Genomic DNA, 26038 nt, shown 5'->3' on the forward strand with positions numbered 1-26038 from the left:
CCCCTATCCCCTCCCCTCAAGGGGGGAGGGGCACGCATTGTGCCTGTGGCAGCATGGTGCCCTACCCCACCGGCTGTCATCCCGGCGCAGGCCGGGATCCAGCCCTGACGCTATCCTCAGCACGGCGGGAGCGGCTGCGTACTCCCTGCCCCATCCACACACCTTGCGGCTGGCGAACCATCTCAGGATGGGCCCCGGCATGCGCCGGGGTGACATTGGAGGGGTGGACGTGGCGGTGCAGGAGCTGCGGCACTCGTAAGCAAATGCGCTAACGCGGCGCGCGCTTGGCGAGGATGCGCTGCAGGGTGCGCCGGTGCATGTTGAGGCGGCGGGCGGTTTCCGAGACGTTGCGGTCGCACAGCTCATAGACGCGCTGGATGTGCTCCCAGCGCACCCGGTCGGCCGACATCGGGTTCTCGGGCGGCTCGGGCTTGTCCTCGCCGGTCGTCAAGAGCGCGTTGATGACGTCGTCGGCGTCGGCGGGCTTCGAGAGATAATCGGTGGCGCCGAGCTTTACCGCGGTTACGGCGGTGGCGATGTTGCCGTAGCCGGTCAGCACCACGGCCCGGGCGTCCGGGCGCTTCTGGTGCAGGGCCGAGACCACGTCGAGCCCGTTGCCGTCCTCGAGCCGCAGGTCCACCACCGCGTAGGCGGGGGGCTTTTCGGCGACGGCCGCCAGGCCCTCGGCGACGCTCGCGGCGGTGCGCACGTCGAACCCGCGCCGGGCCATCGCCCGTTCAAGTCGACCGAGGAACGCCGCGTCGTCGTCGACGAGCAGGAGGCTCGGATCGGTTGCTAGAAGATCATCGACTGTACTCATGCCCACTCAAATAATGGTTCTTGCGCCTAAAGTTAAGTCTTACTGCCCATTTCTCAGCTTGTCAGCGCGGCGCGCGGCCACACGATGCGCACCTGCGCATGGCCGTTCGCGGCGATGTTGGTGAAGGAGAGCCTGGCACCGGTCCGCTCGAGCAGGGTCTTGGCGATGAAGATGCCCAGCCCGAGCCCGCCCGAAGGCTGCGTGCCGGCGATCTGCGCCTCGCGCACGCGGGTGGTGAGGTAGGGCTCGCCGAGCCGCGCGATCAGCTCCACCGGAAAGCCGGGGCCGTCGTCGGTGATGGTCACAGCCACCTCCTCGCCATCCCAGGCGGTCTCGATGTTGACCGTCTCGCGGGCGAACTCGGCGGCGTTCTCGATGAGGTTGCCGAGCCCGTAGAGCAGGCCGACATTGCGCCGGAACACCGGCGGCGGGCCGGCGGCGTTCTCGTGGTAGAAGAGGATCGCTTTGCCGCGCCCCTCGTGCGGGCGCGCGACCTCGGCGAGGAGGTCGGTCAGCGGCACCTGCGCGAACGGGTCGCCGCCGTCGGAACCGAGGTTGCGCAGCTTGGCGAGGATCGCCCGGCAGCGGGCGGCCTGCGCGATGATCAGCTCCACGTCCTCGGCGAGCGGCGTGCCCGGCTCCGCCTCGGCCCGCATCTCCTTGGCGGCGAGCGCGATGGTGGAAAGGGGCGTGCCGAGCTCGTGGGCGGCGGCGGCGGCCAGCCCGTCGAGCGCCGAGAGCTGCTCGCGGCGCGAGAGCGCGAGCTCGGTCGCGGCCAGCGCGTTGGCGATCTGCCGGGCGTCGCGCGAGACGCGCATGGTATAGGCCGATATGAACACCACCCCGCAGATGATCGCCACCCAGATGCCGATGACGTAGACGCGGTTGAAGACGATGCGCTCGGCCGGATCCCAGGGCAGCGGCAGGTGCCAGACCGAGATCACCGAGGCGATGAGGATGGCGAGCGCGGCGATGAGGAAGGTGGCGCGGCGGGGAAGCGATGTCGCCGAGACGGCGACCGGGGCCAGCAGCAGCAACGCGAAGGGGTTCTGCAGGCCGCCGGTCAGCGCCAGAAGCCCGCCGAGCTGCACGCAGTCATAGGCGATCTGGATGGCGGCAAAGCGCGGCGAGGGGCGGTTGGCCGCGCCGAACCGGGCCGGCAGCCACACATTGGCCAGCGCCGAAAGGGCGATGAGCCCGAGGCACGGCAGGAGCGGCAGCGGAAAGCCCAGGCCGAAGGCGACGAACAGCACGCCCACCAGCTGGCCGACGATGGCGATCCAGCGGATGCGCACCAGCGTCTCGAGACGCAGCGGACGCCAGACCTCGGAGGCGCCGTTGGGGCCGGCAGCGATGGCGCTCATCGGTCCGCCGGCCTGCAATTGCGGGCCGTATGGGCATTGGAAGGGATCATTTCAAGAGTAAAAATCGACAGGCACATGCTTGATCCTATGCGCGGGCCGCCCAAATCAGGTTCGTTCGTGACCGGGAGATAAGACACCATGAGCACAGCAATCATCAAACCACAATGGTCGCCCATCACCATCGGCCTGATGGTCCTGGGCTTCATCGTCTTCTGGCCCCTGGGACTGGCGATGCTCGCCTACATCCTCTGGGGCGAGAAGTTCGGCGGCTCGGCCGAGAAGGCGCAGGCCTACTGGAACCAGGGCAAGTCCTGGTGCACATCGGGCAAGCACCATCATCGGCACGGGTCCGTGCGCTCGAGCGGCAATGCCGCGTTCGATGAATACCGCGAGGAGCAGCTGAAGCGCCTCGAGGAAGAGCGCCGCCGGCTCGATGAAGAGATCGAGGCGTTCCATGAATACATGGACAACCTGCGCAAGGCCAAGGACCGCGAGGAATTCGACCGGTTCATGGGCGACCGCCGCGGCAACCGCCAGGGTTACTATGGCGAGGACCCGAACAATGGCGGCAGCAATTGGGGTCAGAATTCCTGACCCCTACGTTCCACCAATCGCGTTTTCGAACCGGAAAAGCGGTTCCCACTTTTCCTGAAAACGCTCCCTTCCCGGCTCTCCCTGACCGGGGTTTCCTGAAACTGGCGCCCTCATGGGCGCCATTTTTCTTGGGCGCCGTTTTTCGTTTGCAGTCCGAACGAATCGCGGCTTGATACGGCCACCATGGCACTGCTGTTTGCCCGCACCATTCCGACCGAAACCGTGATCGAAGTCGACGGACGGCCGTTGCGCATCGCCGTGCGCACCCATGCGCGGGCGCGCAACTACCGCCTTTCCATCCCCCATACCGGCGAGCCGGTGCTGACGCTCCCGCCCAACGGGCGCTGGAAGGAGGCGGAAGCGTTTCTCGAGCGGCATCGCAACTGGCTTGCCGCGCGCATCTCGCGCGCCGCCCGGCCGATCGCGCTCGCCGAGGGCGCGCTGGTGCCGGTACGCGGCGTCCCGCACCGGATCGTGCCGACGGGCCGGGTGCGCGGGCATGTGGAACCGGACGAGGACAATGGCGAGCCGATCCTCCTGGTGCCGGGCGAGCCCATGCATTTGAAGCGCCGCGTCACCGACTGGCTGAAGACGCAAGCGCTCGCCGACCTCACCCGGCAGACGCACCATCACGCCGGCCGGCTCGACGTCACCGTGCGCTCGGTGAAGCTGCGGAGCCAATCGACCCGCTGGGGCTCGTGCTCCTCGACCGGCAACCTCAACTACAACTGGCGCCTCATCGGCGCGCCCGGACACGTGCTCGACTATGTCGCCGCCCACGAAGTGGCGCACCTCGTCGAGATGAACCACTCCCCGGCCTTCTGGGCGTGCGTCAAGCGCACGCTGCCGGACATGGAGCGCGGCAAGGCGTGGCTCAAGGCCCATGGGCGCGAGCTGATGACGCTGGGGGCCTGAGATGTGCCGCCCTCCCTTCTCCCCTTGTGGGAGAAGGGAGGGTGCAAATCTACTTCGGCCCCGGATCCATCAGGGTATGGATCCGGTCCGCCCCCAGGCGCACGAGCTTCAGCATCAGGGCCTTGCGCCGGGCCGGGGCGAGAGGGGTTTCGGGGGCGTGGCGCAGCACCGCCCCGTCGTGGCCGTCGGCGACGATCAGGCCCTCCTCGGCCGGAAAGATGTCCGGATCGAGCTCGGGCGGCTTGGCGAAGAAGAAGCGGTCGCAGAAATCCTTGTAGTTGGGCCATTTGCGGTCGACCTGGAAGTCGACGAGGCTCGACTTGATCTCGACGATCCAGATCTCGCCCTTGGGGCCCACCCCCAGCACGTCGGCGCGCCGGCCGTTGGCCAGCGGCACCTCGGCAAAGCAGCACATGTCGTAGGTCTGCCGCAGGAGCCGCATCACGCCGCGCTGGACCTTGAGAGCGGTCTGCGATTGCCTGAGGTCAACGATCGGCGGCAGTTCGCTCACGAGGCTATCCAAGCGGGGTTGCGGGCTCCGGCGCCGTGCCGGCGGGCGGCTCGGGCTGCTTCTTCGTTCCGAGCGCGCGCGTCGCGAGAAGGCCCAGCGCCACCACCGGCAGGCAGACGAGGTAAGAATTGCGGATTCCCAGATATTCCGCAACGAAGCCGAGGAGCGGCGGGGCAAGGAAGAAGACGATGAACGTCACCTGGCCCAATGCCGCCACGTTGACCGCCGCCGGCCGGTCGGTGCGCTGGGCGGCGGCCGAGACGGCGAGCGGATAGACCGCCGAGCAGCCGATGCCCATCAGCGAGAAGCCGGCGAGCGCCAGGGCCGGATGAGGCGAGAGGCCGACCGCGACGATGCCGATGGCGGCGAGCCCGAGGAGGGTGACGGCGACGGTGCGCGGCCCGAAGCGCTCGACGACGGGATCGATGAGCAGGCGCGCCGCGGCCATGAAGAAGGCAAAGAGCGTCAGCCCCATGCCGCCGATGAACGGCTCGACCTCGAATACGTCGCGCATGTAGATCGCCGACCAGTCGATGCCGGCGCCCTCGACGAGGAAGGCGGCGATGCCGATGAGGCAGAGCGGCAGGAGCCCGAGATTGGGGAAGGCGAAATGACCGGCCTCGCCCCCGTGCTCGCCCGCGCGGGCCGGGGCGTTGCGCATGCCAAAGATCATGACGAGCCCGATGGCGATGACCACCGCCAGCATCAGCCCGGTGTGCAGCTGGATGGAGATGCCGAGCTGGCGCACGCTCGCGCCGACGAGGGCCGTGATGAAGAAGCCGAGGCTCCAGAAGCCGTGGGCGCGGTTCATGATCCGCTTGCCGAGCTGGGCTTCGGTGCGGTCGGCCTCGACGTTGAGGTTGATCTCGAGCGCGCCGGCGAGGAGGCCGGCAAAGAACAGGGCCGCGAACACCGCCTCGGCGCTGCCGAGCCAGGGGATCAGCGCATAGATCGCCGCCGTGCCGAAGACCGTCAGGAACGCAGTGACGCGCGCGCCCAGGCGGGCGATCAGCGGGCTCGAGAGCGTCAGCGAGATCAGCGAACCGATCGACATGCCGATGAGGGTCAGCCCCAGCTGGCTCTCGCCGAGGCCGAGGCTCGTCTGCAGGTCGGGCAGGCGCGACAGCAGCGCGCCGAGCGAAAGGGCGAAGAGGAAGAAGCAGGCATAGATGCGGTGATGCGGGCCGATCATTTCAGTCAACCTCGTGAGAGATGGGCTTGCGCCCGAGCGCGCCCGCGGCAATGAGGCTCAGGGCCACCAGCGGCAGCCCGACGCCGAACGACCAGCGGATGCCGAAGGTTTCGGCGATAAGCCCCAACAGCGGCGGGCCGAGCAGGAACGCGACGAACGAAATCTGGGCAAGCGCAGCGACATTGATCGCCGCCGGCCGGTCGGTACGCTGGGCGGCCGCCGACATCGCCAAGGGAAAGATGGCGCTGGTGCCGACGCCCATGAGGGCAAAACCCAGGAGCGCCATCGGCGCGCTCACCGCAAAGAAAACGCAGAGCGCACCGATCCCGAGGATGGTCAGAAGCGTGCGCGCGACGGCAACGGGGCTGTAGCGCTCGACGAACCCGTCGGCAAAGAACCGCGTCACCGCCTGCGTGCCGGCGCCGAGCGCCACGGCGAAGCCGGCAAGGAACGGCTCCACGGCAAAGACGTCGCGCATGTAGATGGCCGACCAGTCGCCGCCCGCCCCTTCGAGGATCATGGCCGAAAGGGTGACGGCGACGAGGGTGAGGATGGCAAGGCTCGGCCGTGCCAGGAGCGGCGCCTTGTCGGTGTTGCCGCCGGTGCGGTGCGCGGCCGGATGGAACTTGCCGAGCAGCAGGATGGTCGCGACCACCACCACCGGCACCATGGCAAAAAGATGCACCTGCGGGGAAATCCCCAGTTGGGCGATGGCGGCGCCCACGAGCCCGGCAAAGAAGAACCCGAAGCTCCAGAAGGCGTGCGCCCGGTTCATGATGCGCCGGCCAAGGGCATGTTCGGTGCGGTCGGCCTCGATGTTGACGATGATCTCGATGGCGCCGATGGCGAGCCCCACCGGCAGCAGCAGGGCAAAGAACGCCGCCGGCCCTGGTGCGGTGACGGCGATGGCGTAGAGGAGCGAAAGCACCGGCAGCGCGACGAGGATGGTGCGCCTATAACCGATCTTCTCGATGATGGGGGTTGCGAAGGTGAGCGAAATCAGCGTGCCGACCGCCGAGCCGATGAGCGCCAGCCCCAGCGCCCCCTCGCCCACCCCCATGCCGTGCTGGATGTCGGGCAGGCGCGGGAAGAGATTGCCCATGCAGAAGGCATAGATGAAGAACGCCGCATAGACCCGGAACTGGGGCGGCAGGTCGAGACCGAACTTCATGATTGAATCGACTCAAAGAAAGCAAGCCGGGCGAGGCTAGAGGAAATCGCAGGCGGCGAAAAGAACGTTGCAATAGATTTGGAACGGGAATGAAATCGATTTAACCGGACGTCCTTCGTGCCACGCCCTCGTGGTTTGAGGCCGCTTACAGGCTCATCAGGCTAAGTATTCAAAAGGCCCCCTCACCCGACCCCCATGGGGGTCGACCTCTCCCCCAAAGGGAGAGGTGGATGCGCGGTGCTGCGAGGTGCCCTCTTCACCTCTCCCTCCGGGGGAGAGGTCGGCGCGTAGCGCCGGGTGAGGGGGCCTTCAAGAACACACCGGCCTCAGCCGTCACGCAATGCGCATATCCCCACGGAAGAGCGCGGCGCTCTCGCGCATCAGCGCGGCGATGCGGTCGGCGACGATCCGCACCTCCCGGGTATGCCGCCCTTCGTGGTGGGTGACGAGCCATTGCTCGCTGGTCAGCTCGGTGATGATCGGGGCGACGCGGCTCAACCGCGGGTCGCTGTCGGCGGCAAAGCAGGGGAAGACGCTGAGGCCCGCGCCCGAGGCCACCAGCTCGCGCACGCTCATCGCGTCGTTCCCGCGCACGCCGATGCGGTCGCCGTGGTGGGCCTGGAGCCAGCGGGCCGAGGGCGTATCGGCGCTTTCGCCGACGACGCCGACGAAGAGGCCGGCGGCGATGCCGTTGATGAGCTGGCGGCCCGAATAGAGCCCGTAGGCGACCTTGCCGATCTGCCGGCCGGCGAGCCACTGCTCGGTGGGCCTGGCGTTGCGGATGCCGATATCGGCGTTGCGCCGGCCGATATCGACGCGCTGCGCGGCGGTGACGAGCTCGATGCCGATGCCTTCGCCCGCCTGCCAGAGCTTGCCGATGTTGCGCGACAGGAACCAGGAGGTCCAGGGCCCCGCCGAGACGCGCACCAGCCGCTCGCCGAGCGCGCCTTCCTTCCAGCGGGTGAGGGAAAGCATCGCCGCCTCGACGTCCTCGGCGCGCTTCAGCAGTTCCTCGCCGGCCTGGGTCAGGCGGTAGCCGGTCTGCGAGCGGGTAAAGAGCGGTTCGCCCACCTGGTTCTCGAGCGCGGTAACGCGGCGTCCGAGGGTTGCCGCGCTCAGATGTGTCGTCGCCGTCGCCGCGCTGAGGCCCCCCAGGCGCGCGACGGAGAGGAAGAGCCTCAGGTCATCCCAGCTGATATCCATTTTTCATTTCTGCAATGCTCATTGCGATCTTGTCTGTAGATCGAAACCCGGTCTTGCCGCAAGTATGGCGAGTGTCGGCGGGAACGATCCGCCGGCAGTCAAGCCAGACCGCCACGGATGAAAAGCAGCGCTCGATCCCTTGAGCGCGCGGTTCGGGCTTTAGTTCGAGGAGACTTGAAATGTTCGGGACATTCGCCCGCCGGCTTCAGGCCTGGCGCCAGGAACGCATTGCCATTCGCAAGCTCGAGCTCATGGACGACCACATCCTGATCGACATGGGCACGAGCCGCGGGACCATCCGCGAGTTCGTCCGCCGCCGCACCCGCTGCTGAACGACGAGGAAGGGAGGCGCCCATGACCGCAAAAACCACCATGACGCTCTGGAGCGGCCACACGGTGCCGCGCATCGGCGTCGGCACCTGGGCGGCCGGCGGCGGCGTGATCTGGGACGGCTCGGCCACGCCGACCGTCTATGGCGAAGTCGACGACCAGCGCTCGAAGGAAGCCATCGCGCTTGCCTACGAGATGGGCTGCCGCGTCTTCGACACGGCCGCCGCCTATGGGGCGGGCAACGCCGAAATCCTCCTCGGGCAGGTGCTCGCCGGCAAGGACGATGCGGTCATCGTATCGAAGTGCGGCTACTATGGCGATCCGGCGACGCGCCGGATCGCGCCCGAGGACGCCTCGCCCGCCGGCATCCGCCACTGCGTCGAGCAATCGCGCAAGCGCCTCCAGCGCGACCGCATCGACCTGATGCTTCTCCACATCAACGAATATCCGCTCGAGAGGGCCGGCGCCGTGTTCGACACGCTCGGGCACCTGCGCAACGAGGGCAAGATCGGCGCCTTCGGCTGGTCGACAGACCATCCCGAGCGCCTATCGGCCTTCGTCGGGCGGACGGGGTTCGTTGCCGTCGAGAACGATTACAACCTCTTCGACCGCGCCGAGAAGGTGATGGCGATCGCCGAGGCCAACGGACTCGTTTCCTTGAGCCGCCTGCCGCTCGCCATGGGGCTGCTCACCGGCAAGTACAGCTCCGGCCGAAGGGTCGGCGCCGACGACGTGCGGGCGAGCGACCAGCCTTGGATGAAGTTCTTCAAGGACGGCGCCGCCAACCCCGAGTTCACCAAACGCCTCGAGGCCGTGCGCGAGCTCCTGACCAGCGGCGGGCGCACGCTGGCGCAGGGCGCGCTCGGCTGGATCCTCGCCAGGTCGCCGGCAGCATTGCCGGTGCCCGGCTTCACCCGGCCCGAGCAGGTCCGCGACAATCTCGGCGCGCTCGAGAAGGGTCCGCTGCCGGCGGCCGTGATGGCCGAGATCGACGCCGTGCTGATGCCGGCGTCTACCCATTCATAAGGAGAAGACAATGACCACACCCAAACGCCCGCTCGGACGCTCCGGGTTTTCCGCCGCTCCCGTCGGCCTCGGCTGTTGGGCCATCGGCGGGCCGTTCATCATGGACGGCCGCCAGGACGGCTGGGGCGAGGTCGACGACGACCAGTCGATCCGCTCGATTCACCTGGCGCTGGAGCTCGGCGCCAACCTCATCGACACCGCCGACGCCTACGGCACCGGCCACAGCGAGGAGGTGATCGGCCGGGCGCTCGCCGGACGGCGGGGCGATGCGATCATCGCCACCAAATTCGGCTTCACTCACGACCGGCAGGCGCGCGCGCTCACCGGCATCGACGTCGGCCCGCAGCATATCCGCGCCGCCTGCGCCGCCTCGCTCGAGCGCCTTGCCACCGACCATATCGACCTCTACCAGATCCATCCCGGCGAGCTCGACGACGATGCCGCCGACAGGGCGGCCGAGGCGCTGGAGGGGCTGGCCGAAAGCGGGGCCATCCGCTTCTGGGGCTGGAGCACGGACGACGCCCGCGCCGCGCGGCGGATGCTGAAATACCCGCACTTCGTCGCTGTGCAGCAGGAATTGAGCGTGCTGCGCGACGGACCGCAGATGCTGGAGCTCTGCGAGGCCGAGAACCTTGCCAGCCTCAACCGCGCGCCCCTCGCCATGGGCGTGCTTTCGGGCAAGTTCACGCGCGAGAGCCAGCTGCCCGCCTCGGACGTGCGCGGGGCAGGCCATGTCTGGGTGCGCAATTTCGAGAACGGCAAGCCGAGGCCCGAAGTGCTGGCGCAGATCGATGCCCTGCGCGAGCTCCTGACCACCGGCGGGCGCACGCTCGCCCAAGGCGCGCTCGGCTGGATTCTCGCCCGCTCGCCGGCGACCCTGCCCATTCCCGGCTTCAAGAACGAGGCGCAGGTGCGCGACAATCTCGGCGCCCTGGAGAAGGGCCCGCTGCCGGCCGCCGTCATGGCCGAGATCGACGCGGTTCTCGGCGCCAACGTCGAAGCCGCATGAGAGGAGTACGATCCATGCAGACCACCACTTTCGGACCCCTCGGCCGCGTCAGCCGCCTCACCCTCGGCGGCGGCGGCATCGGACAGGTGTGGGGCGATGTCTCGCGCGAGGAAGCGATCGCCACCCTCCGCCTCGCGACGGACGAAGGCATCGACCTCATCGACGCCGCGCCCGGCTACAAGGTGTGCGAGGAACTGATCGGCCAAGCTTTCGGCGGCAAGCTGCCGGCGGGGGTGCGCATCACCACCAAATGCGGCGTCGTCGGCGCGCCGGCGGGCGAGGTCTACGACAAGCTGCGCGCCTCGCTCGAAAAGAGCCTCAAGGACATGCGGCTCGAACGGGTCGATCTCATGTTCCTCCACAACGAGATCACCCCCGACGACTTCGTCTATCCGGAAGGCAACGAGAAGCGGGGGACGTTCTCCAGCCCTTGGCCGCTCTACCGCGAGGCGATCATCCCCGCCTTCGAGCGGCTGGTTTCGGAGGGCCTCATCGGCGCCTGGGGCATCACCGGCGTCAGCGTGCCCGAGGCGATCATCCGGGCGCTCGGGCAGGCGCCCAAGCCCGCGGCGGTGCAGGCGGTCGCCAACCTCCTCGACAGCCCCGGCGGCCTGATGCGCCCCGGCATGCTGCCCAGCCAGCGCTCGCGCGAGATCATCGCGACGGCCGTCGCGAACGGCGTCGGCGTCATGGGCATCCGCGCGGTGCAGGCCGGAGCGCTCACCGAAAAGTTCGACCGGCCGATGGAGCCGGACAATCCGGACCTGCCCGATTTCGAGCGCGCCGCGCCCTTCCGCGAGCTTTGCCGCAAATGGGGCGAATCACCGGCCGTCATCGCCCATCGCTACGCGCTCTCGATGGAGGGCGTCGACACGGTGGTGCTCGGGGTCAAGAACACCGCCGAGCTGCGCGAGGCGCTCGCCGCCGAGGCGGCGGGGCCGCTCACGGCCGAACAACTGACCGCCATCGATGCCCTTGGCCTGCGCGCCTGAGGCGATGTGCCCCGACGCCTGCGCGCTGTGGCAATAATCCCACGCTCTCGTCGAGATCGCACGCCGCCCCGCCGGTATTCGGTGGGGCGGCTCTTCGCCATTTACCGACAGACACTTAAGTTTTGTGAACAGTTGGGTTATGTCTGCCGCACTGGGAGGCATCGGCATGGAACGGCGTAGGGCGTGGCGGATACCCGGATAGCGGCAAATCCATCGCAGGCATCGGCGCATGCGCGCGTGGAAGGCGAGACGCTGGTCGTTGCGCTCGAGGGCGACTGGCGCGCCGACAATGCGCGCAGGCTCGCGGCCGGGGTCGATGCGGCGCTGCGCGAGCGATCCGGGCGGGGCGCACGCTTCGATCTTTCCGCCGTCCGCGAACTCGACACCGTCGGCGCCTGGCTCCTCGTCAAGGCGGCGCGCGACATCGAGGCCGAGGGACGGCCGGCCGAATTCGCCGGAGCGAGCGAACCGCACGCCCGGCTCATCGCCCAGATCGGCGCGACGCCGCCGCGTGCAGCTGCGAACCCCAGGCGCACGCCCTTTTACCTCGCGCCCTTCGAAGCGTTCGGGCGCACCATCGTCAGCACCTGGACCGACCTCGTCGACAGCCAGGCCATGCAGGGGCGCATCCTCTCCGCGTTCGGCTCGGCCCTGATGATGCGCGGACGCCTGCGCCCGCCGGCCTTCGTCAACCAGTTCGACCTGATCGTCCTACGCGCCGTGCCGATCGTCGTGCTCATCTCGGTGGTGGTCGGCGCCATCATCACGCAGCAGTCGATCCTGCAGCTGCGCAATTTCGGCGCGCAGATCTACGTGGTCGACCTCGGCGCCATCCTCATGTTCCGCGAAGTGGGGCTGCTGCTCGCCGCCATCATGATCGCCGGCCGCTCCGGTTCGGCGATCACCGCCGAGCTCGGCTCCATGCGCATGCGCGAGGAGATCGACGCCCTCAACGTCATGGGGATCGATCCCTACCAGGCGCTGGTGCTGCCGCGCATGCTGGCGCTCGTCTTCGGGCTGCCGCTCCTCACCTTCATCGGATCGCTCGCCGGGCTCATCGGAACCGCGATCGTTGCGCGATACTATGGCGACATACCGTTCGACGTCTTCCTCGACCGGCTGCAGAACACGCTCAACCTGCAGACGCTGATGGTCGGCATGGTCAAGGCTCCGGTCATGGGCTTCGTCATCGGGCTCATCGCCGTCAACGAAGGCTTCAAGGTCGAGGGGAGCGCCGAATCGCTCGGCGCCCACACCACCGCCTCGGTGGTGAAGGCCATCTTCATGGTCATCGTGGCCGATGGCCTTTTTGCCGTGTTCTTCGCGGCGATCGGGTTTTGAGCATGAACGAGATCGCCAGCGTCAAATCGCCAGCCGACGAGACGCCGGTCATCGAGACCGAAAAGCTCGTCGTCGGGTTCGGGGACCGCGTCATCATCGACGAGCTCGACCTCAGCGTTAAGCGCGGCGAGGTGCTGGGGGTCATCGGCCCGTCCGGCTCGGGCAAGTCGGTGACGCTGCGCGCCATCATCGGGCTGCTGCCGCACCGCTCGGGCACCGTGAAAGTCCTTGGGCGCGACTACCAGAGCCTCGGGCGGCGCGAGCGGCTGGAGACCGAGCGGCGATGGGGCGTGCTCTTCCAGCAGGGGGCGCTGTTCTCCTCGCTGACGGTCCTGGAGAACGTCGAGTTCCCGATGCGCGAGCACCAGTCGCTGCCCGCAAAGCTGCGGCGCGAGATCGCGCGTCTGAAGATCGAGCTCGTCGGCCTCGGCCCCGAATCGCACAACCTCTATCCGTCGGAGCTGTCCGGCGGCATGATCAAGCGCGCCGCGCTCGCGCGCGCCCTGGCGCTCGATCCGGAAATCCTCTTCCTCGACGAGCCGACGGCCGGGCTCGACCCGATCGGCGCGTCCAAGTTCGATGAATTGATCCTGACGCTGCGCGACGCGCTGGGCTTGACCGTCTACATGGTCACCCACGACCTCGACAGCCTCGCGGCCGTCACCGACCGCATCGCGGCGCTCGGCAAGGGCAAGCTGTTGATGGTCGGCACGCTTTCCGACATGCTCGGGGCCGACGACCCCTGGCTCAAGGAATATTTCGGCGGCCCGCGCGCGCGGCACCTCACAAAGGCTCACACCTGATGGAAAACAAGGCCAACTACGCTCTGGTCGGCGCCTTCGCCACCCTGGTCGTCGCCGGGCTCCTCGCCTTCGTCTACTGGTTCTCCAACGACCAGGGAGCCGTCGAGCGCACACCCTACAACGTCGTCTTCACCGGCGCCGTCACGGGGCTCGCTGCCGGCACGGACGTGCTGTTCAACGGCCTGCGCGTCGGCACGGTGACCCATGTCGGCATCGACCCGGAGGATCCCAACCGGGTGATCGCGCGCATCGACGTCGCCGCCGACGCGCCGGTGATGGCCGACACGCGCGCGCTCCTCGAGATCCAGGGGCTGACCGGGGCGGCGCACATCCAGCTCCTCGGCGGCACCACGGCGGCGGGGCGCCTCGAGACCCAGCCGGGCCAGGCGGCGCCGACGCTGACCGGCGAGCCCTCGGACTTCCAGGCGATCATGGAGGGCGCGCGCGACATCGTCGCCAGCGCCGATTCGGCCTTCCAGCGCCTCGACCGCTTCCTCGGCGACAACGAGGAGCGCATGTCCTCGACCATGGCCAACATCGAATCGCTGTCCGCCTCGCTTGCCAGTTTCGCCGGCGGCGCGGGCGAGGATTCGGACGTCGCGGCCATCATGAGCGGCATCCGCGACACGGTCGATTCGGCCAACGCCACGGTCAGCCGCCTCGAGGGGTTCGTCACCGAGAACGAGCCGCGCCTGACGACGACGCTGACCAATATCGAGACCTTCTCGGGCGCGCTGGCGCAGAACGCCGACGGCGTCCAGCGGTTCCTTGCCTCCATTTCCGACACCAGCGACCAGATCGGTCCGCTCGCCACCGAAATGCGCGAGCTGACCCAGGAGACGCGCAGCCTCCTCGCCGCCATCCCCTCCGAGGACGTGACGCAGGCCATCCGCGACACGGTGACCTTCACCGACGCCTTGGCGCGCAACAGCAACAACATCGACCAGTTCTTCACCGACGCGACGAGCCTTGCCTCGAACCTCTCGGGGGTTTCCGAGGGTCTCGGCTCGACGCTGCGCATGATCGACGAGGCCTCGGAGGCCATCGACCCGCAGGTGCTGGCGCGCGCCATGGAGAACGTCGACAAGTTCTCGGCCGCGCTCGGCGACAACGCCGAGGGGGTGGACGAGATCATCACCAATACCCGCACGCTCACCGAATCGCTGGGACAGGCGGCGCAGCGCATCGACACGATCGTCGCGCGCATCGATTCCATGGTCGACACGGAAGGCGGCGACACGCTCTTTACCGAGGTCGCCAACGCGGCCCGGTCCGTGCGCGATCTCGCCGACCAGCTCAACATGCGCACCGCCGACATCACCGCCGGCCTTTCGAACTTCAGCAACCGCGGGCTTGCCGAATACGTGACCCTCGCCTCCGAGGCGCGGCGCACGCTCGAGCGGCTCGACCGGGTGATCTCCAACATCGAGCGCAACCCGCAGGTATTCATCTTCGGCGGGCAGACGGTCCGGGATTTCCAGAGGTAGCGTTATGACGGACAAGACGAAGACCGGCCTTCCTCGCAGGGCCTTCCTCGGCAGCGCGGCGGCGGGCATGAGCCTGCTGCTCGCCGGTTGCTTCGGGGCGAGCCCGCTCACCACCTATGACCTGACCGCGGCGCGCGCTGCCGGCTCGGTGCGCCGGCGCAGCAACCGCACCGTGGTCGTCATCGAGCCCGATGCGGTGCAGACCTACGACAGCGAGCGCATGGTCGTGCGCGATGTGGGCGGGGTCCTCAGCTACCTGCCGGACTCGCAATGGTCCGACCGGCTGCCGAGCCTCATCCAGACGCGCATGGTGCAATCGTTCGAGGATGCGGGCGTACCCAATGTCGGTCGCCCGTCCGACCAGTTGCTCGTCGACGTGGTGCTCGCAACGGACGTGCGCGCCTTCGACGTCGACGTCGCGGCAGGCCAGCAGGCGGTGGTGACGCTCGCCGCCCGGCTCATCGACGACGTCGAGCGGCGCGTGATCGCCACGCGCACCTTCACCGCCAGCGTGCCGATCGCCAAGCTCGACGGCGTCAACGCGGCGCAGTCGTTCGACATCGCGCTCAACGAAGTGGTGCGCCAGATCATCGCCTGGACGGCCGCCAACGCCTGACGGCGCGAAGCGCTCAGTACTTGGCGGTCGCGTCGCTCGCCGGGAAGGTTTCGTCCACGGCCTCGTCCTGCTCGTCCCAGTCGGGCGATTTGTCGGCAAGCGACTCCTTGCCGGCGTTGCGCACCTGCACCGGCGAATCCTTGGGCCCGGGCTTCTTGCCGTCCTTCAGGGCGGCGGCGCGCTCGCCGGGTTTCGTTTTTGCGGGTTTGTTCGCGGTCTTGCTCATCGGCGACCTCCGTTCACATCTCTCTCCTTGAGAACTCGTGAGCGGGCAGGGCAGTTGCAAGGGGGGGATGCTTGGAGTCGTCGTCCGATTTCTGCTAGAGAGCGGCCATGAACGAGATGCCGACCCATTCCAAGAAGCTGTTCATCAAGACCTACGGGTGCCAGATGAACGTCTACGACAGCGACCGCATGGCGGACGCGCTGGCCCCGCACGGCTACCAGCCGACGGGCGACATCGCCGAAGCCGACCTCGTTCTGCTCAACACCTGCCATATCCGCGAGAAGGCCTCGGAAAAGGTCTTTTCCGAACTCGGGCGTTTGAAGGAATTGCGCGATGCGCGCCGCGCCGTCGGCGCCGACATGAAGATCGGCGTTGCCGGGTGCGTGGCGCAGGCCGAGGGCGAAGAGATCATCGCCCGCTCGCCGGTCGTCGACCTCGTCTTCGGGCCGCAGGCCTATCACCGCCTGCCGGACCTCATCGCCAGGTCCGAGCGCGGGCAGGTGGTCGACACCGATTTCCCGCAAGAGGACAAGTTCGAGCACCTGCCGGCGGCCAAAAAGGAGGTCACCATCAAGCGCGGCCTCACCGCGTTCCTGACCGTCCAGGAAGGGTGCGACAAGTTCTGCTCGTTCTGCGTGGTGCCCTATACGCGCGGCGCCGAGGTGTCGCGTCCGGTCAGGCAGGTGCTGGCCGAAGCGCGAGGCCTCGTCGAGGCCGGGGTCAAGGAGATCACGCTCCTCGGCCAGAACGTCAACGCCTATCACGGGCTCGACGAGACGGGCCGCTCCGTCGGGCTCGGCGAGCTCGCCTTCCTTCTCGCCGATATTCCGGGCCTCGAGCGCCTGCGTTACACCACCAGCCATCCCCGCGACATGGATGACGCTCTGATCGCCGCCCACCGCGACTTGGCCGTGCTGATGCCGTACCTGCACCTGCCGGTGCAGTCGGGCTCGGACCGCATCCTCAAGGCGATGAACCGGCGGCATACGGGCGCCGAATATCTCGCGCTCATTACGCGCATCAAGGCGGCGCGGCCGGACATGGCGCTTTCGGGCGACTTCATCGTCGGCTTTCCCGGCGAAACCGACGCGGACTTCGAGGCGACGCTCTCGATCATCCGCGAGGTCGGCTATGCCTCGGCCTTCTCGTTCAAGTATTCGACCCGTCCCGGAACGCCGGGCGCGGAGATGGGCGACCAGATCGCCGAAGAGGTCAAGACCGAACGGCTCTATCGCCTGCAGGAGCTGGTCAACGCGCAGGCCGCCGCGTTCCACCAGTCCTGCGTCGGCAAGACGCTGCCGGTGCTGATCGAGCGTCCGGGGCGCAATCCCGGCCAAGTCGGCGGGCGCTCGCCCTACCTGCAGGCCGTGCACCTGGAGGGCGGCGCGGATCTCATCGGCGCCATCCATCAGGTGGAGATCGTCGGGACGGGCACCAACTCGCTGACGGGGCGGCTGAAGGTGGCCGCCGCGGCCTGAACGGCCTTGGCAGGGCGCTTTTGCCCGATTGGCGCAACAATCCTTGCCGGTCGCCCGAGGCGTCACAATATTGCTACAGACATGCAACGCAAATCCGATTAGCGTTGTTGAGACTCGCGTGGCGTGAACCCGCGTCCCGTGATTTTTCGTCATGGAGCGCATCAAGCTTGAGCAGGCATTTGGCACCGACCGCCGACAGCGCACTCGCATCCCAACTCGAACTCGCTTTTGAAGACAATCGTCTGGTCGCCCAGCTCTATGGCGATTTCGACCAGAACCTGGCGCTCATCGAGCAGCGCCTCAAGGTTTCGGCCACCCCCCGCGGCAATCACGTGATGCTCAAGGGCCCCGCCTCGGCGGTGGACCAGGCGCGGCGCGTGCTCGAATCGCTCTATGCGATGCTCGAGGAAGGCCGTGCGATCGAGGTCTCCGACGTCGACGGCGTCATCCGCATGATCGAGACCGAGGACAGCCAGCTGACCCTGCCGACGCTGGAGCGCAAGGGAAAGGTGCGGATGGCGCAGATCGCGACCCGCAAGGCGACGATCGTCGCCCGCACCCCCGCCCAGGACGCCTATATCCGGGCCATGGACCGGGCCGAGCTGATCTTCGGCATCGGGCCGGCAGGCACCGGCAAGACGTATCTGGCCGTTGCGCACGCCGCTTCGCTTCTCGAGCGCGGCGACATCAACCGCATCATCCTCTCGCGCCCGGCCGTCGAGGCGGGCGAGCGCCTCGGGTTCCTGCCCGGCGACATGAAGGAGAAGGTCGACCCGTACCTGCGCCCGCTCTACGACGCGCTCTACGACATGATGAAGCCCGAGCACGTCGAGCGCTGCATCGCCTCGGGCATCATCGAGGTCGCGCCGCTGGCCTTCATGCGCGGGCGCACGCTCGCCAACGCCGTCGTCATCCTCGACGAGGCGCAGAACACCACCTCCATGCAGATGAAGATGTTCCTCACCCGGCTGGGCGAGAACTCCAAGATGATCGTCACGGGCGACCCGACCCAGGTCGACCTGCCGCGCGGCGAAAGATCCGGGCTCGTCGAGGCGGTGCGGCTGCTCGAGGGGATCGAGGGCATCCACATGGCGCGGTTCTCCGACAAGGACGTGGTGCGCCACGCGCTCGTCGGGCGGATCGTGCGGGCCTACGAAGGCGACGCCGATACGCGCCTCGCCGCCGTGCAGAAGGCCGAGGGGACTGGCAACTGAGCGCCGAATTCCCCCTCGACATCGACATCATCCGCAACGACGAGGCCTGGCCCGAGGGGCTGGAAACGCTGGCCGAGCGCGCGGTCATGCAGGCCCTCGAGCAAAGCGGCGCGAAGCTTGCGGGGCCCGCCGAGCTTTCCATCGTCCTCACCGACGATGCCGAGCAGCACGAGCTCAACCGGGAGTGGCGGGGCAAGGACTCCTCGACCAACGTCCTCTCGTTCCCGCAGATCGAGCCCTTCGGGCGCGTCGAGGGGCTGCTCGGCGACATCACGCTCGCCCGCGAGACCGTCGCCAGGGAGGCCGAGGAGCTCGGCAAGCCCTTCGACCATCATTTCACCCATCTCGTCGTGCATGGATTCCTGCATATTCTGGGTTATGATCACATAGACGAGACCGAGGCCCTTCAAATGGAGGGACTCGAGACCCAGATATTAGCGAGGCTCGGGGTCGAAGACCCTTATGCGGAATGAATGCCGCTTGCGCCTTGCGTGCTTAGGCCCCAACATCGGGCCATATCTTTTTCAGATGAGGACAGATAGCCGTCCCATGGGCGGCACGACATGATGACCGACAACGACATAGCCGGGACGCCGCGCGCGTCCGACACCCAATCCGAACCTCCCTCTAGCACCGCCTCCACGGCTTCGTGGGGGCAGAAGATCCTGCACCGGATCAAGGCCATATGGGCGATGCGCACGGCATCGCTGCGCGATGACCTGGAGGTGGCGCTCGACACCCAGGCGACCGGTGAGACCGCCGACTTCTCCGAAAGCGAGCGGGTGATCCTCAAGAACGTCCTGAAACTGCGGCAGGTGACCGTCGAGGACGTCATGGTCGAGCGCTCCGACGTCGAGGCGATCGAGATCGATTCAACGCTCGGCGCACTGGTCGCCAAGTTCCGCGAGGTGGGCCACTCGCGCCTGCCCGTCTATGAGGAAAGCCTCGACCACGTTCTCGGCTTCATCCACGTCAAGGATGCGCTCGAGCGCATCACCGAGAAGGTGACCGATCCCGCCAAGGACATCCCCGTCAAGCTGACCTCGCCGGCGCTGCGGCAAAAGCTCAACAAGCTCGGCATCATGCGCACGGCCATGTTCGTGCCGACCTCGATGCCGGTCGGAGACCTGCTGCAGCAGATGCGGGCGAGCCGGGTACACATGGCCGTGGTCGTCGACGAATATGGCGGCACCGACGGGCTGGTGACGATCGAGGACCTTCTGGAAACCGTCGTCGGCGAGATCGAGGACGAGCACGACGAGCTCGCCGTTTCGCTGATCCGCAAGGTCGGCCCCGATACCTATATCGCCGACGCGCGCACCGAGCTCGAGGACGTGGCGGCGGTTCTGGGTCCCGATTTCGATCCGGGCGAATATGCCGACGATGTCGATACGCTCGGCGGGCTCGTCTTCGACCTTGCCGGCCACGTGCCGGGGCGCGGCGAGGTGGTGACCCGCCTCGACCACTTCGACTTCGAGATCCTCGCCTCCGACACCCGCCGCATCAAGCGCATCCGCATCCGCCGCAAGAAGCCCGAGCAGGCCGAGGTGCTGGCGATCACCGACCAGCGCAGCAACGACGAGAAAGCCGCGGCGGCCGAGTAGGCGCGGTGCGGAGGGGGCAGGGATGGCGGTTCACCGGCTGGTTCCGACGGTCTGGCACAACGTCCTCGGCAGCGTGCCGCCCGTGCTTGCAGTCGGGGACGGGGACACCGTCATCACGCAGACGCTCGACTCGGGCGGCACCGACAAGGACGGGGTCAGGCGCTGGCACGGCCCCAATCCGATGAACGGCCCCATCCTCGTCGAGGGCGCGGAACCCGGCGATGCGCTCTGCGTCGATATCGTGCGCATGACGCCCATCCGCGACACCGGCTATACCGGCTCGGTGCTGGCGGCCAATGTGGTCGAGCCCGAGCGGGTGCGCGGGCTGCCCCCGCGCGCGAGCGCCAACTGGCTGATCGACCGGGAGGCGGGCACGGTCCGGCTCGAGGCTCCGCCCGAAGGCCTTGAAGACCTCGTGCTGCCGCTCGCGCCCATGATCGGGTGCTTCGGCGTTGCCCCCAGGCTGGGCCAAGCCTTTTCGACCGCGACCAGCGCCGAGAACGGCGGCAACATGGACTATCGCGGCTTCGGGCCGGGTTGCCGCGTGTGGTTCCCGGTCTTCGTGCCCGGAGCGCTGTTCTTCCTTGGCGATTGCCACGCGGTGCAGGGCGACGGCGAGATCGTCGGCACGGGCGTCGAAACCTGCTTCGAAGTGGAGGTGCGCCTCAGCATCGACAAAGCCCGGCCGATGGCCTGGCCGCGCGGCGAGACGCAGGACGCGATCTTCACCGCCGGCAACGCCCGTCCCCTGGACCAGGCTTTGCAGCATGCGACGAGCGAGATGCTCTCCTGGCTGACGGGCGAGTACGGCCTCAGCATCACGGCCGCGAGCCACCTGATGGGCCAGGTGGTGCGCTACGAGGTCGGCAATGTCTATGATCCGGCCTATACGATGATCTGCAAGATCGAGAAGCGCTGGTTGCCGCGGCCGCGCGGCAAATAAAAAGCCCGGAAAACCCGGGCTTTCAAATTCATATGCTGCCGCCGCGTCAGACCTGCTCGACGTGCTCGACGCCGGGCACGAAATGGCGCAGCAGGTTCTCGATGCCGCTCTTCAGCGTCGCGGTGGACGACGGGCAGCCCGAGCAGGCGCCCTGCATGTGGAGGAAGACGGTCCCGTCCTTGTAGCCCTTGAAGGTGATGTCGCCGCCGTCCATGGCGACGGCCGGGCGCACGCGCGTCGAGAGCAGCTCCTTGATCACCTCGACGGTCTCGGTGTCCTCCTCTTCGAAGAACTCCTCGGTCTGCGCCGCAAGTTCGGCCGCGCTCGGGCCGCCCTCGCCGATCACCGGCTTGCCGGACAGGAAATGGTCCATGATGACACCGAGGATCGACGGCTTGATATGGGCCCAGTTGGTGTCGTCCTTGGTCACCGAGATGAAATCGGAGCCGAGGAACACGCCCGTGACGCCGTTGACCTCGAAAAGCGAGGCGGCCAGCGGCGAGGCCGTCGCCATTTCGGGCGAGCGGAAATCGCGCGGTTCGCCGGGCAGCACGTCGCGACCGGGCAGGAATTTCAGGGTCGCCGGGTTGGGCGTGGCTTCGGTCTGGATGAACATCGAAAGTCCTCGGCGGTCGGGGAAATGGCTTTAGAACGCTTCTAAAATAGGGATGCGCGCGCGTTCGCGCAAGGTAATTCGCGCTCGCCCGCCTGTCCATGGGCAAGCTCCAAGCGACGAAGCGCCGCGCTGACGCGCCCGCCGGCGCCGGCTACAAACGTCCCATGATCCAGATCTTCCGCATCGTCGCCCTTGTCGAAGGCGTCACCACCCTCGCGCTCTTTCTCGTCGCCATGCCGATGAAATATCTCTTGGGCATGCCGTTCCTCACTTCGCCGGTCGGCGCGATCCACGGGATAGCGTTCCTCGCCTATATCGGGGCGATGTGGGTGTGCCTGCGCGATTATGCGTTCAGCGCCAAGGATTGGGCGCGCACGACGATCGCGGCGTTTTTCCCGTTCGGCACCTTCCTCAACGATCCGTTTTTGAAGCGCAAGCAGGCCGAGGCAGCCGGCTCCCCTTCCAGGTAGGCAAGTGTGTGGCACCCACCCCTCTCCCCTTGTGGGAGTGGGACAGCATTTGCGCGTTCAGCGCAAACGCAGGGTGAGGGGGTGCGATGTCGCCGCCAACACAGGTGCATAAGGTGGCATCGCTGACCCCTCATCCGGCGCTTCGCGCCACCTTCTCCCACGAGGGGAGAAGGGGAGGACGTGCCACTCGTCGGGCGAGCACGCCTTCAACAGATCGCGATGATTTCCTCGTCGCTCATGTGACCGGGCACGATGGTGAGCGGGATCGGCATGGCGTTGGAGCGCGCGGCAAAGTGGGTGACGAGCGGGCCCGGCCCGTCGCTGGAGGTCGAGGCGGCCAGCACGAGGATGGCGATATCGCGGTCGCGCGAGATCACCTCCTCGATCTGCTCGGGCCCGCGTCCCTCGCGGATGACCGATTCCACCTTGACGTCGCCGATGTCGCGGATGCGCTTGAGGCGCGTGTCGAGCAGGCTTTCGGCCGCCTCGATCGCCTCGGCACGCAGAACTTCCTCGACGCCGAGCCCGTGGAATTCGGGCGGCTCGATGACGCTCATCAGCACCACCGTGCCGCCGGTGCGGTGCACGCGCCAAGCCGCGAAGGTCACGGCGCGGTCGCATTCCTCGGTCTCGTCGACGACGACGAGGAACTTGCGCTTGTATTCGGTCTGGGAAACCACGAACGCCTCCCCTGTTGCAGGGCTCATGCTGCCATCCGGAACGGCCAGCGACAAGCGCCGGAGCGTTTCCAGCAAAAGTGGACACCACTTTTGCGGTTCGGAAAACGCGACATCAAGCGCTAGCCGATGAAGCCGACGATGCGGCGCACGTCCTTCATCGTCGCCTGCGCGATCGGACGGGCGCGCTCGGCACCTTCGGCGAGGATGCCGTCGATAGTCGCCGGATCGGCGAGGAGCCGGCGCATCTCGTCGGCCATCGGGGCAAGGACGGCGACGGCGAGATCGGCCAGCGCCGGCTTGAAGACGCCCCAGCCCTGACCGCCATATTCGGCCAGAACCTCTGCCTTCGTCCTGTCGGCGAGCGCCGCATAGATGCCGACGAGGTTATCCGCCTCGGCGCGGCCCTTGAGGCCCTCGACCTCGGAAGGCAGCGGCTCGGGATCGGTCGTTGCCCGCTTGATCTTCTTGGAGATCGCATCGGCATCGTCGAGCAGCGAGATGCGCGACTGGTCGGACGGGTCCGACTTGCTCATTTTCTTGGAACCGTCGCGCAGGCTCATGATGCGGGTTGCCGGCCCGGCGATCAGCGGTTCCGTCAGCGGGAAGAACTCGGGCTCGAGGCCTTCTGCCCTGATGGAAGCCGCATAGTCGTTGTTGAACTTGGCGGCGATGTCGCGCGTCAGCTCCAGGTGCTGCTTCTGGTCGTCGCCGACCGGCACGTGGGTCGCCTTGTAGACGAGGATGTCGGCGGCCATCAGCGAGGGATAGGCGAGGAGCCCGAGGGACACGTTCTCGGAGTTCTTGCCGGCCTTGTCCTTGAACTGGGTCATCCGGTTCATCCAGCCGATGCGCGCCACGCAGTTGAACACCCAGGCCAGCTCGGCATGCTGATGCACCCGGCTCTGGTTGAAGATGATCGAGCGCTTGGGATCGATGCCGGCGGCGAGGTACGCGGCCGTCAGCTCGCGGGTGGCGCGGCGCAGCTCCTCGGGGTCCTGCCAGACGGTGATCGCATGCATGTCGACGACGCAGTAGATGCACTCGTGCGTGTCCTGCAGCGGCACGAACCGGCGGATGGCGCCGAGATAGTTGCCAAGGTGCAGGTCGCCCGAGGGCTGGATGCCCGAAAAGATGCGATTGGTGAAAGCCATGAGAGTTCCGCTGGAGCCCAGGAGAAACATACGGGTCCCGCGCACCTAGCATCGCGCAGGGCCTTCCGGCAAGCGGGGAGAGTTGATATATGATATCGATATCATATATCGGACATGCCATGCGTACTCTGATCGATCTCAAGGAACCGCAACTTCGCAAGCTCGACCGGCTGGCCGAGCGGACGAAGCAATCACGCGCCGCCGTCATCCGGCAAGCCATCGACGACTATCTGGAAAAGAGCGCCGGCGAGGCGCCGGATGCGTTCGGCCTTTGGGGCAGGGGGACGGTCGACGGGCTCGACTACCAGAAGAAGGTGCGCGAGGAGTGGTGAAGGCGCTCTTCGATACGAACGTCCTCGTCGATTACCTCAACGCCGTGCCGGAGGCGCGCGACGAGCTCGAGCGCTATTCGGGCAAGGCGATCAGCATCGTCACCTGGATGGAGGTACTGGTCGGTGCAACACCGGCCGTCGAAGCCGGCACGCGCGCCTTTCTTGCTGGATTCGAGGTCGTGCCCCTGGACGATGCAATCGCCGAACATGCAGTGGCGCTGCGCCGCGCGCATCGGGTGAAGCTTCCTGACGCGGTGATCTGGGCGACGGCGGAAACGCGCTCGCTGCTGCTCGTCACTCGCGACGGCAAGGATTTTCCCGCCGATCTGCCGGGCATCCGCGTCCCCTACAGTCTCTGAGACTCACCCACCCCGCCGCAGGCGCCGCAGCAGCAGTCCCAGGGGCTGTACGCGGGTGATGTGGACGAGGGTGAAATAGACGATGAGCCCGAAGGCGACGAGGACGCCGAGGGCGGCGACCTGGCGCAGGAGCGGCGCGCCGGCGGCGAAAATCCCCTGCGCCCGCTGCCCGAGGATCGCCAACGCGGCGGCCATGACGAGGCTGATGGCGATGATGCCGGCGTGGCGCAGCCATTCGGCGCGGGTCAGGGAAAAGTGCCCGCGCCGGGCGAGGAAGGCGGCGAGGAGGATCGCGTTGGCCCAGGCGGAAGCCGAGGTCGCCGCGGCGATGCCGACATGCTGGAAGGCCGGAAAGAGCGCGAGCGACAGGCCGATATTGATCGCCGCCGATATGGCGGCGAAGACCGTCGGCGTGCGCGTGTCCTGCCGGGCGAAGAACCCCGGCTGCAGCACGCGGATGAGGACGAAGGCCGGCAGGCCGACGGCGAAGGCGACGAGGGCGTTGGCGGTCTCGAGCGTCGAGACGGCGCCGAATTCGCCGCGCTCGAAGAGGACGCGCACGATCGGCACCGAGAGGGCGGCAAGGGCGGTCGCGGCCGGCATCGAGAGCAGCATGGAAACGAGCAGCGACTGGGCCTGCGTGTCGCGCGCCTGGCGCTCGCGTCCCCCCGCCAGGTGCCGGGCGAGCTCGGGCAGGAGCACCGTACCGATGGCGATACCGATGATGCCGAGCGGGAGCTGGTAGAGCCGGTCGGCATAATAGAGGTAGGACATGGCGCTCGCCGAGTTCGAGGCGATGATGGTGCCGATGAAGATGTTGATCTGGGTGATGCCGCCGGTCAGCACTGCCGGCACGGCCAGCATCCAGAAGCGGCGCACCTCCGGGTCGAAACGCGGAAGCGTGAAGCGCGGCACCATGCCGGTGCGCTTCAGCGCCCACCAGACCGTCAGCACCTGCGCCACACCCCCGACGATGGTGGCGACCGCCATCCACACCGCCGCTGCCGCCAAGTCCTCGACAGCCAGCAGGAAAAGCGGCACGAGCGCGGCGATATTGGCGATGTTGAGGATGACCGGAGCGAAGGCGGCGGCAAAGAACCGCCCGAGGCTGTTGAGGATCGCCGCATAGGCGGCCATCAGCGACATGAAGGCGAGATAGGGGAAGAGGATGCGGGTGAGGAGCACCGTCAGCTCGTATTTTTCCGGGTCGCCGACGAACCCGGGCACGAACGGCACCAGCACCCAGGGCATGAAGATTTCCGCCAGGATCGTGATGACGACGAGCACCGCCACGAGCCAGGCCATGAGGCGCGCGGCGAAGGCGCGCGCCTCCTCGCGGCCCCTCTCCTCGAGCGCACCCGAGAACATCGGCACGAACGCGGTGTTGAACGCCCCCTCGGCAAAGAGCCGCCGGAAAAGGTTGGGGAAGCGGAAGGCGGCGACGAACGCGTCGGCCGCCGGCCCCGTGCCCAGCACAGCCGCCATCAGCGCATCGCGCACGAACCCGGCGATGCGCGAGAGGAGGGTGAGACCCCCGACCGAGAGGAAGTTGCGGTAGAGGCTCCAGTCTCTTATACACCTCTGACGCTGC

At 67.4% G+C, this 26038-nt stretch carries 29 protein-coding genes; 18 read left to right on the forward strand and 11 right to left on the reverse strand.

What is annotated here, in order from left to right; genetic code table 11:
• Positions 1-268 precede the first annotated feature (268 nt).
• Complete coding sequence (locus VE25_RS00350; RefSeq protein WP_046106589.1) at positions 269-820, reverse strand: ActR/PrrA/RegA family redox response regulator transcription factor; 552 nt, start codon at positions 818-820, stop codon at positions 269-271.
• Between the two features lie 53 nt (positions 821-873).
• On the reverse strand, positions 874-2184 hold the full coding sequence (locus tag VE25_RS00355; RefSeq protein ID WP_046106608.1) for an ActS/PrrB/RegB family redox-sensitive histidine kinase: 1311 nt from the start codon (positions 2182-2184) through the stop codon (positions 874-876).
• 138 nt (positions 2185-2322) lie between these two features.
• Here VE25_RS00355 and VE25_RS00360 point away from each other — a divergent pair, with 138 nt between their 5' ends.
• Together VE25_RS00360 and VE25_RS00365 are read left to right on the forward strand one after the other, a co-directional pair.
• Positions 2323-2778: a DUF2852 domain-containing protein gene (locus VE25_RS00360; protein ID WP_046106590.1), complete on the forward strand. Its 456-nt coding sequence runs from the start codon at positions 2323-2325 to the stop codon at positions 2776-2778.
• Between the two features lie 183 nt (positions 2779-2961).
• Complete coding sequence (locus VE25_RS00365; RefSeq protein ID WP_046106591.1) at positions 2962-3693, forward strand: M48 family metallopeptidase; 732 nt, start codon at positions 2962-2964, stop codon at positions 3691-3693.
• A 49-nt stretch (positions 3694-3742) separates the two neighbouring features.
• On the opposite strand, the gene VE25_RS00370 is transcribed toward VE25_RS00365, so the two are convergent.
• From VE25_RS00370 to VE25_RS00385, 4 genes are all read right to left on the reverse strand, one after another.
• A complete protein-coding gene (locus VE25_RS00370) occupies positions 3743-4204 on the reverse strand; it encodes an MmcB family DNA repair protein (protein ID WP_046106609.1) in 462 nt (153 codons plus the stop codon).
• A gap of 4 nt (positions 4205-4208) precedes the next feature.
• Positions 4209-5396, reverse strand: a complete 1188-nt coding sequence (locus tag VE25_RS00375; RefSeq protein WP_046106592.1) for an MFS transporter — start codon at positions 5394-5396, stop codon at positions 4209-4211.
• Position 5397: 1 nt separating this feature from the next.
• Positions 5398-6567, reverse strand: coding sequence for an MFS transporter (locus VE25_RS00380; protein WP_046106593.1), 1170 nt, complete (start codon positions 6565-6567; stop codon positions 5398-5400).
• Between the two features lie 333 nt (positions 6568-6900).
• On the reverse strand, positions 6901-7770 hold the full coding sequence (locus VE25_RS00385; protein ID WP_046106594.1) for a LysR family transcriptional regulator: 870 nt from the start codon (positions 7768-7770) through the stop codon (positions 6901-6903).
• Positions 7771-7949: 179 nt separating this feature from the next.
• On the opposite strand from VE25_RS00385, the gene VE25_RS22580 reads away from it, so the two are divergent.
• From VE25_RS22580 to VE25_RS00420, 8 genes are all read left to right on the forward strand, one after another.
• On the forward strand, positions 7950-8102 hold the full coding sequence (locus VE25_RS22580; protein ID WP_152664455.1) for a YjiS-like domain-containing protein: 153 nt from the start codon (positions 7950-7952) through the stop codon (positions 8100-8102).
• 22 nt (positions 8103-8124) lie between these two features.
• Positions 8125-9126: an aldo/keto reductase gene (locus tag VE25_RS00390; RefSeq protein WP_046106595.1), complete on the forward strand. Its 1002-nt coding sequence runs from the start codon at positions 8125-8127 to the stop codon at positions 9124-9126.
• A 10-nt stretch (positions 9127-9136) separates the two neighbouring features.
• Positions 9137-10135 (forward strand): aldo/keto reductase, encoded by a 999-nt coding sequence (locus VE25_RS00395; protein WP_046106596.1) that lies wholly within the window; start codon positions 9137-9139, stop codon positions 10133-10135.
• A gap of 14 nt (positions 10136-10149) precedes the next feature.
• Positions 10150-11127, forward strand: a complete 978-nt coding sequence (locus tag VE25_RS00400; protein WP_046106597.1) for an aldo/keto reductase — start codon at positions 10150-10152, stop codon at positions 11125-11127.
• 183 nt (positions 11128-11310) lie between these two features.
• Positions 11311-12468: an MlaE family lipid ABC transporter permease subunit gene (locus VE25_RS00405; RefSeq protein WP_052731629.1), complete on the forward strand. Its 1158-nt coding sequence runs from the start codon at positions 11311-11313 to the stop codon at positions 12466-12468.
• 2 nt (positions 12469-12470) lie between these two features.
• The gene (locus VE25_RS00410) at positions 12471-13271 is read left to right on the forward strand and encodes an ABC transporter ATP-binding protein (protein WP_052731630.1); all 801 of its coding nucleotides are present in this window, start codon (positions 12471-12473) and stop codon (positions 13269-13271) included.
• Positions 13271-14758 (forward strand): MlaD family protein, encoded by a 1488-nt coding sequence (locus VE25_RS00415; RefSeq protein WP_046106598.1) that lies wholly within the window; start codon positions 13271-13273, stop codon positions 14756-14758. The genes VE25_RS00410 and VE25_RS00415 overlap by 1 nt, the downstream gene beginning before the upstream one ends.
• A gap of 4 nt (positions 14759-14762) precedes the next feature.
• Complete coding sequence (locus VE25_RS00420; protein WP_046106599.1) at positions 14763-15374, forward strand: ABC-type transport auxiliary lipoprotein family protein; 612 nt, start codon at positions 14763-14765, stop codon at positions 15372-15374.
• 13 nt (positions 15375-15387) lie between these two features.
• Here VE25_RS00420 and VE25_RS00425 read toward each other — a convergent pair whose 3' ends face one another.
• Complete coding sequence (locus VE25_RS00425; RefSeq protein ID WP_046106600.1) at positions 15388-15600, reverse strand: hypothetical protein; 213 nt, start codon at positions 15598-15600, stop codon at positions 15388-15390.
• A gap of 107 nt (positions 15601-15707) precedes the next feature.
• Between VE25_RS00425 and miaB the strand changes: the two genes are divergently transcribed.
• The 5 genes from miaB to VE25_RS00450 all read left to right on the forward strand — a co-directional run bounded on the left by miaB (position 15708) and on the right by VE25_RS00450 (position 20839).
• A complete protein-coding gene (gene miaB / locus VE25_RS00430) occupies positions 15708-17078 on the forward strand; it encodes a tRNA (N6-isopentenyl adenosine(37)-C2)-methylthiotransferase MiaB (protein WP_046106601.1) in 1371 nt (456 codons plus the stop codon).
• 167 nt (positions 17079-17245) lie between these two features.
• The gene (locus VE25_RS00435; protein ID WP_052731631.1) at positions 17246-18292 is read left to right on the forward strand and encodes a PhoH family protein; all 1047 of its coding nucleotides are present in this window, start codon (positions 17246-17248) and stop codon (positions 18290-18292) included.
• Positions 18289-18765, forward strand: coding sequence for an rRNA maturation RNase YbeY (ybeY, locus tag VE25_RS00440; protein ID WP_046106603.1), 477 nt, complete (start codon positions 18289-18291; stop codon positions 18763-18765). The genes VE25_RS00435 and ybeY overlap by 4 nt, the downstream gene beginning before the upstream one ends.
• A 90-nt stretch (positions 18766-18855) precedes the next feature.
• Positions 18856-19896: a hemolysin family protein gene (locus VE25_RS00445; RefSeq protein ID WP_244466828.1), complete on the forward strand. Its 1041-nt coding sequence runs from the start codon at positions 18856-18858 to the stop codon at positions 19894-19896.
• 22 nt (positions 19897-19918) lie between these two features.
• Positions 19919-20839: an acetamidase/formamidase family protein gene (locus VE25_RS00450; protein ID WP_046106604.1), complete on the forward strand. Its 921-nt coding sequence runs from the start codon at positions 19919-19921 to the stop codon at positions 20837-20839.
• Between the two features lie 46 nt (positions 20840-20885).
• Here the strand turns inward: VE25_RS00450 and VE25_RS00455 are convergent, their stop codons facing one another.
• Entirely contained in the window at positions 20886-21455 is a 570-nt protein-coding gene (locus VE25_RS00455) for a NifU family protein (protein WP_046106605.1), read from the reverse strand.
• A 164-nt stretch (positions 21456-21619) separates the two neighbouring features.
• Between VE25_RS00455 and VE25_RS00460 the strand changes: the two genes are divergently transcribed.
• Positions 21620-21925: a DUF3817 domain-containing protein gene (locus VE25_RS00460; protein WP_046106613.1), complete on the forward strand. Its 306-nt coding sequence runs from the start codon at positions 21620-21622 to the stop codon at positions 21923-21925.
• Positions 21926-22131: 206 nt separating this feature from the next.
• On the opposite strand, the gene VE25_RS00465 is transcribed toward VE25_RS00460, so the two are convergent.
• Together VE25_RS00465 and trpS are read right to left on the reverse strand one after the other, a co-directional pair.
• Complete coding sequence (locus tag VE25_RS00465; RefSeq protein ID WP_046106614.1) at positions 22132-22632, reverse strand: universal stress protein; 501 nt, start codon at positions 22630-22632, stop codon at positions 22132-22134.
• Positions 22633-22724: 92 nt separating this feature from the next.
• Entirely contained in the window at positions 22725-23756 is a 1032-nt protein-coding gene (trpS, locus tag VE25_RS00470; protein WP_046106606.1) for a tryptophan--tRNA ligase, read from the reverse strand.
• Between the two features lie 119 nt (positions 23757-23875).
• Here trpS and VE25_RS00475 point away from each other — a divergent pair, with 119 nt between their 5' ends.
• Positions 23876-24088: a ribbon-helix-helix protein, CopG family gene (locus tag VE25_RS00475; protein ID WP_046106615.1), complete on the forward strand. Its 213-nt coding sequence runs from the start codon at positions 23876-23878 to the stop codon at positions 24086-24088.
• Positions 24082-24447, forward strand: coding sequence for a type II toxin-antitoxin system VapC family toxin (locus VE25_RS00480; protein WP_046106607.1), 366 nt, complete (start codon positions 24082-24084; stop codon positions 24445-24447). Before VE25_RS00475 ends, VE25_RS00480 begins: the two co-directional genes overlap by 7 nt.
• 3 nt (positions 24448-24450) lie before the next feature.
• On the opposite strand, the gene murJ is transcribed toward VE25_RS00480, so the two are convergent.
• Positions 24451-26038 (reverse strand): murein biosynthesis integral membrane protein MurJ (gene murJ, locus VE25_RS23800; protein ID WP_152664457.1); only part of this gene is annotated, 1588 nt, incomplete at its 5' end.

Origin of the sequence: Devosia geojensis (assembly GCF_000969415.1) — a bacterium.
Taxonomy (GTDB): Bacteria; Pseudomonadota; Alphaproteobacteria; order Rhizobiales; family Devosiaceae; genus Devosia; species Devosia geojensis.

What these genes read in the sequence shown, in the direction of transcription:
- VE25_RS00350 (WP_046106589.1), bottom strand. Translation starts at nt 820, where the DNA reads ATGAGTACAGTCGATGATCTTCTAGCAACCGATCCGAGCCTCCTGCTC.
- VE25_RS00355 (WP_046106608.1), bottom strand. Translation starts at nt 2,184, where the DNA reads ATGAGCGCCATCGCTGCCGGCCCCAACGGCGCCTCCGAGGTCTGGCGT.
- VE25_RS00360 (WP_046106590.1), top strand. Translation starts at nt 2,323, where the DNA reads ATGAGCACAGCAATCATCAAACCACAATGGTCGCCCATCACCATCGGC.
- VE25_RS00365 (WP_046106591.1), top strand. Translation starts at nt 2,962, where the DNA reads ATGGCACTGCTGTTTGCCCGCACCATTCCGACCGAAACCGTGATCGAA.
- VE25_RS00375 (WP_046106592.1), bottom strand. Translation starts at nt 5,396, where the DNA reads ATGATCGGCCCGCATCACCGCATCTATGCCTGCTTCTTCCTCTTCGCC.
- VE25_RS00380 (WP_046106593.1), bottom strand. Translation starts at nt 6,567, where the DNA reads ATGAAGTTCGGTCTCGACCTGCCGCCCCAGTTCCGGGTCTATGCGGCG.
- VE25_RS00385 (WP_046106594.1), bottom strand. Translation starts at nt 7,770, where the DNA reads ATGGATATCAGCTGGGATGACCTGAGGCTCTTCCTCTCCGTCGCGCGC.
- VE25_RS22580 (WP_152664455.1), top strand. Translation starts at nt 7,950, where the DNA reads ATGTTCGGGACATTCGCCCGCCGGCTTCAGGCCTGGCGCCAGGAACGC.
- VE25_RS00390 (WP_046106595.1), top strand. Translation starts at nt 8,125, where the DNA reads ATGACCGCAAAAACCACCATGACGCTCTGGAGCGGCCACACGGTGCCG.
- VE25_RS00395 (WP_046106596.1), top strand. Translation starts at nt 9,137, where the DNA reads ATGACCACACCCAAACGCCCGCTCGGACGCTCCGGGTTTTCCGCCGCT.
- VE25_RS00400 (WP_046106597.1), top strand. Translation starts at nt 10,150, where the DNA reads ATGCAGACCACCACTTTCGGACCCCTCGGCCGCGTCAGCCGCCTCACC.
- VE25_RS00410 (WP_052731630.1), top strand. Translation starts at nt 12,471, where the DNA reads ATGAACGAGATCGCCAGCGTCAAATCGCCAGCCGACGAGACGCCGGTC.
- VE25_RS00415 (WP_046106598.1), top strand. Translation starts at nt 13,271, where the DNA reads ATGGAAAACAAGGCCAACTACGCTCTGGTCGGCGCCTTCGCCACCCTG.
- VE25_RS00420 (WP_046106599.1), top strand. Translation starts at nt 14,763, where the DNA reads ATGACGGACAAGACGAAGACCGGCCTTCCTCGCAGGGCCTTCCTCGGC.
- VE25_RS00425 (WP_046106600.1), bottom strand. Translation starts at nt 15,600, where the DNA reads ATGAGCAAGACCGCGAACAAACCCGCAAAAACGAAACCCGGCGAGCGC.
- miaB (WP_046106601.1), top strand. Translation starts at nt 15,708, where the DNA reads ATGAACGAGATGCCGACCCATTCCAAGAAGCTGTTCATCAAGACCTAC.
- VE25_RS00445 (WP_244466828.1), top strand. Translation starts at nt 18,856, where the DNA reads ATGATGACCGACAACGACATAGCCGGGACGCCGCGCGCGTCCGACACC.
- VE25_RS00450 (WP_046106604.1), top strand. Translation starts at nt 19,919, where the DNA reads ATGGCGGTTCACCGGCTGGTTCCGACGGTCTGGCACAACGTCCTCGGC.
- VE25_RS00455 (WP_046106605.1), bottom strand. Translation starts at nt 21,455, where the DNA reads ATGTTCATCCAGACCGAAGCCACGCCCAACCCGGCGACCCTGAAATTC.
- VE25_RS00460 (WP_046106613.1), top strand. Translation starts at nt 21,620, where the DNA reads ATGATCCAGATCTTCCGCATCGTCGCCCTTGTCGAAGGCGTCACCACC.
- VE25_RS00465 (WP_046106614.1), bottom strand. Translation starts at nt 22,632, where the DNA reads ATGAGCCCTGCAACAGGGGAGGCGTTCGTGGTTTCCCAGACCGAATAC.
- trpS (WP_046106606.1), bottom strand. Translation starts at nt 23,756, where the DNA reads ATGGCTTTCACCAATCGCATCTTTTCGGGCATCCAGCCCTCGGGCGAC.
- VE25_RS00475 (WP_046106615.1), top strand. Translation starts at nt 23,876, where the DNA reads ATGCGTACTCTGATCGATCTCAAGGAACCGCAACTTCGCAAGCTCGAC.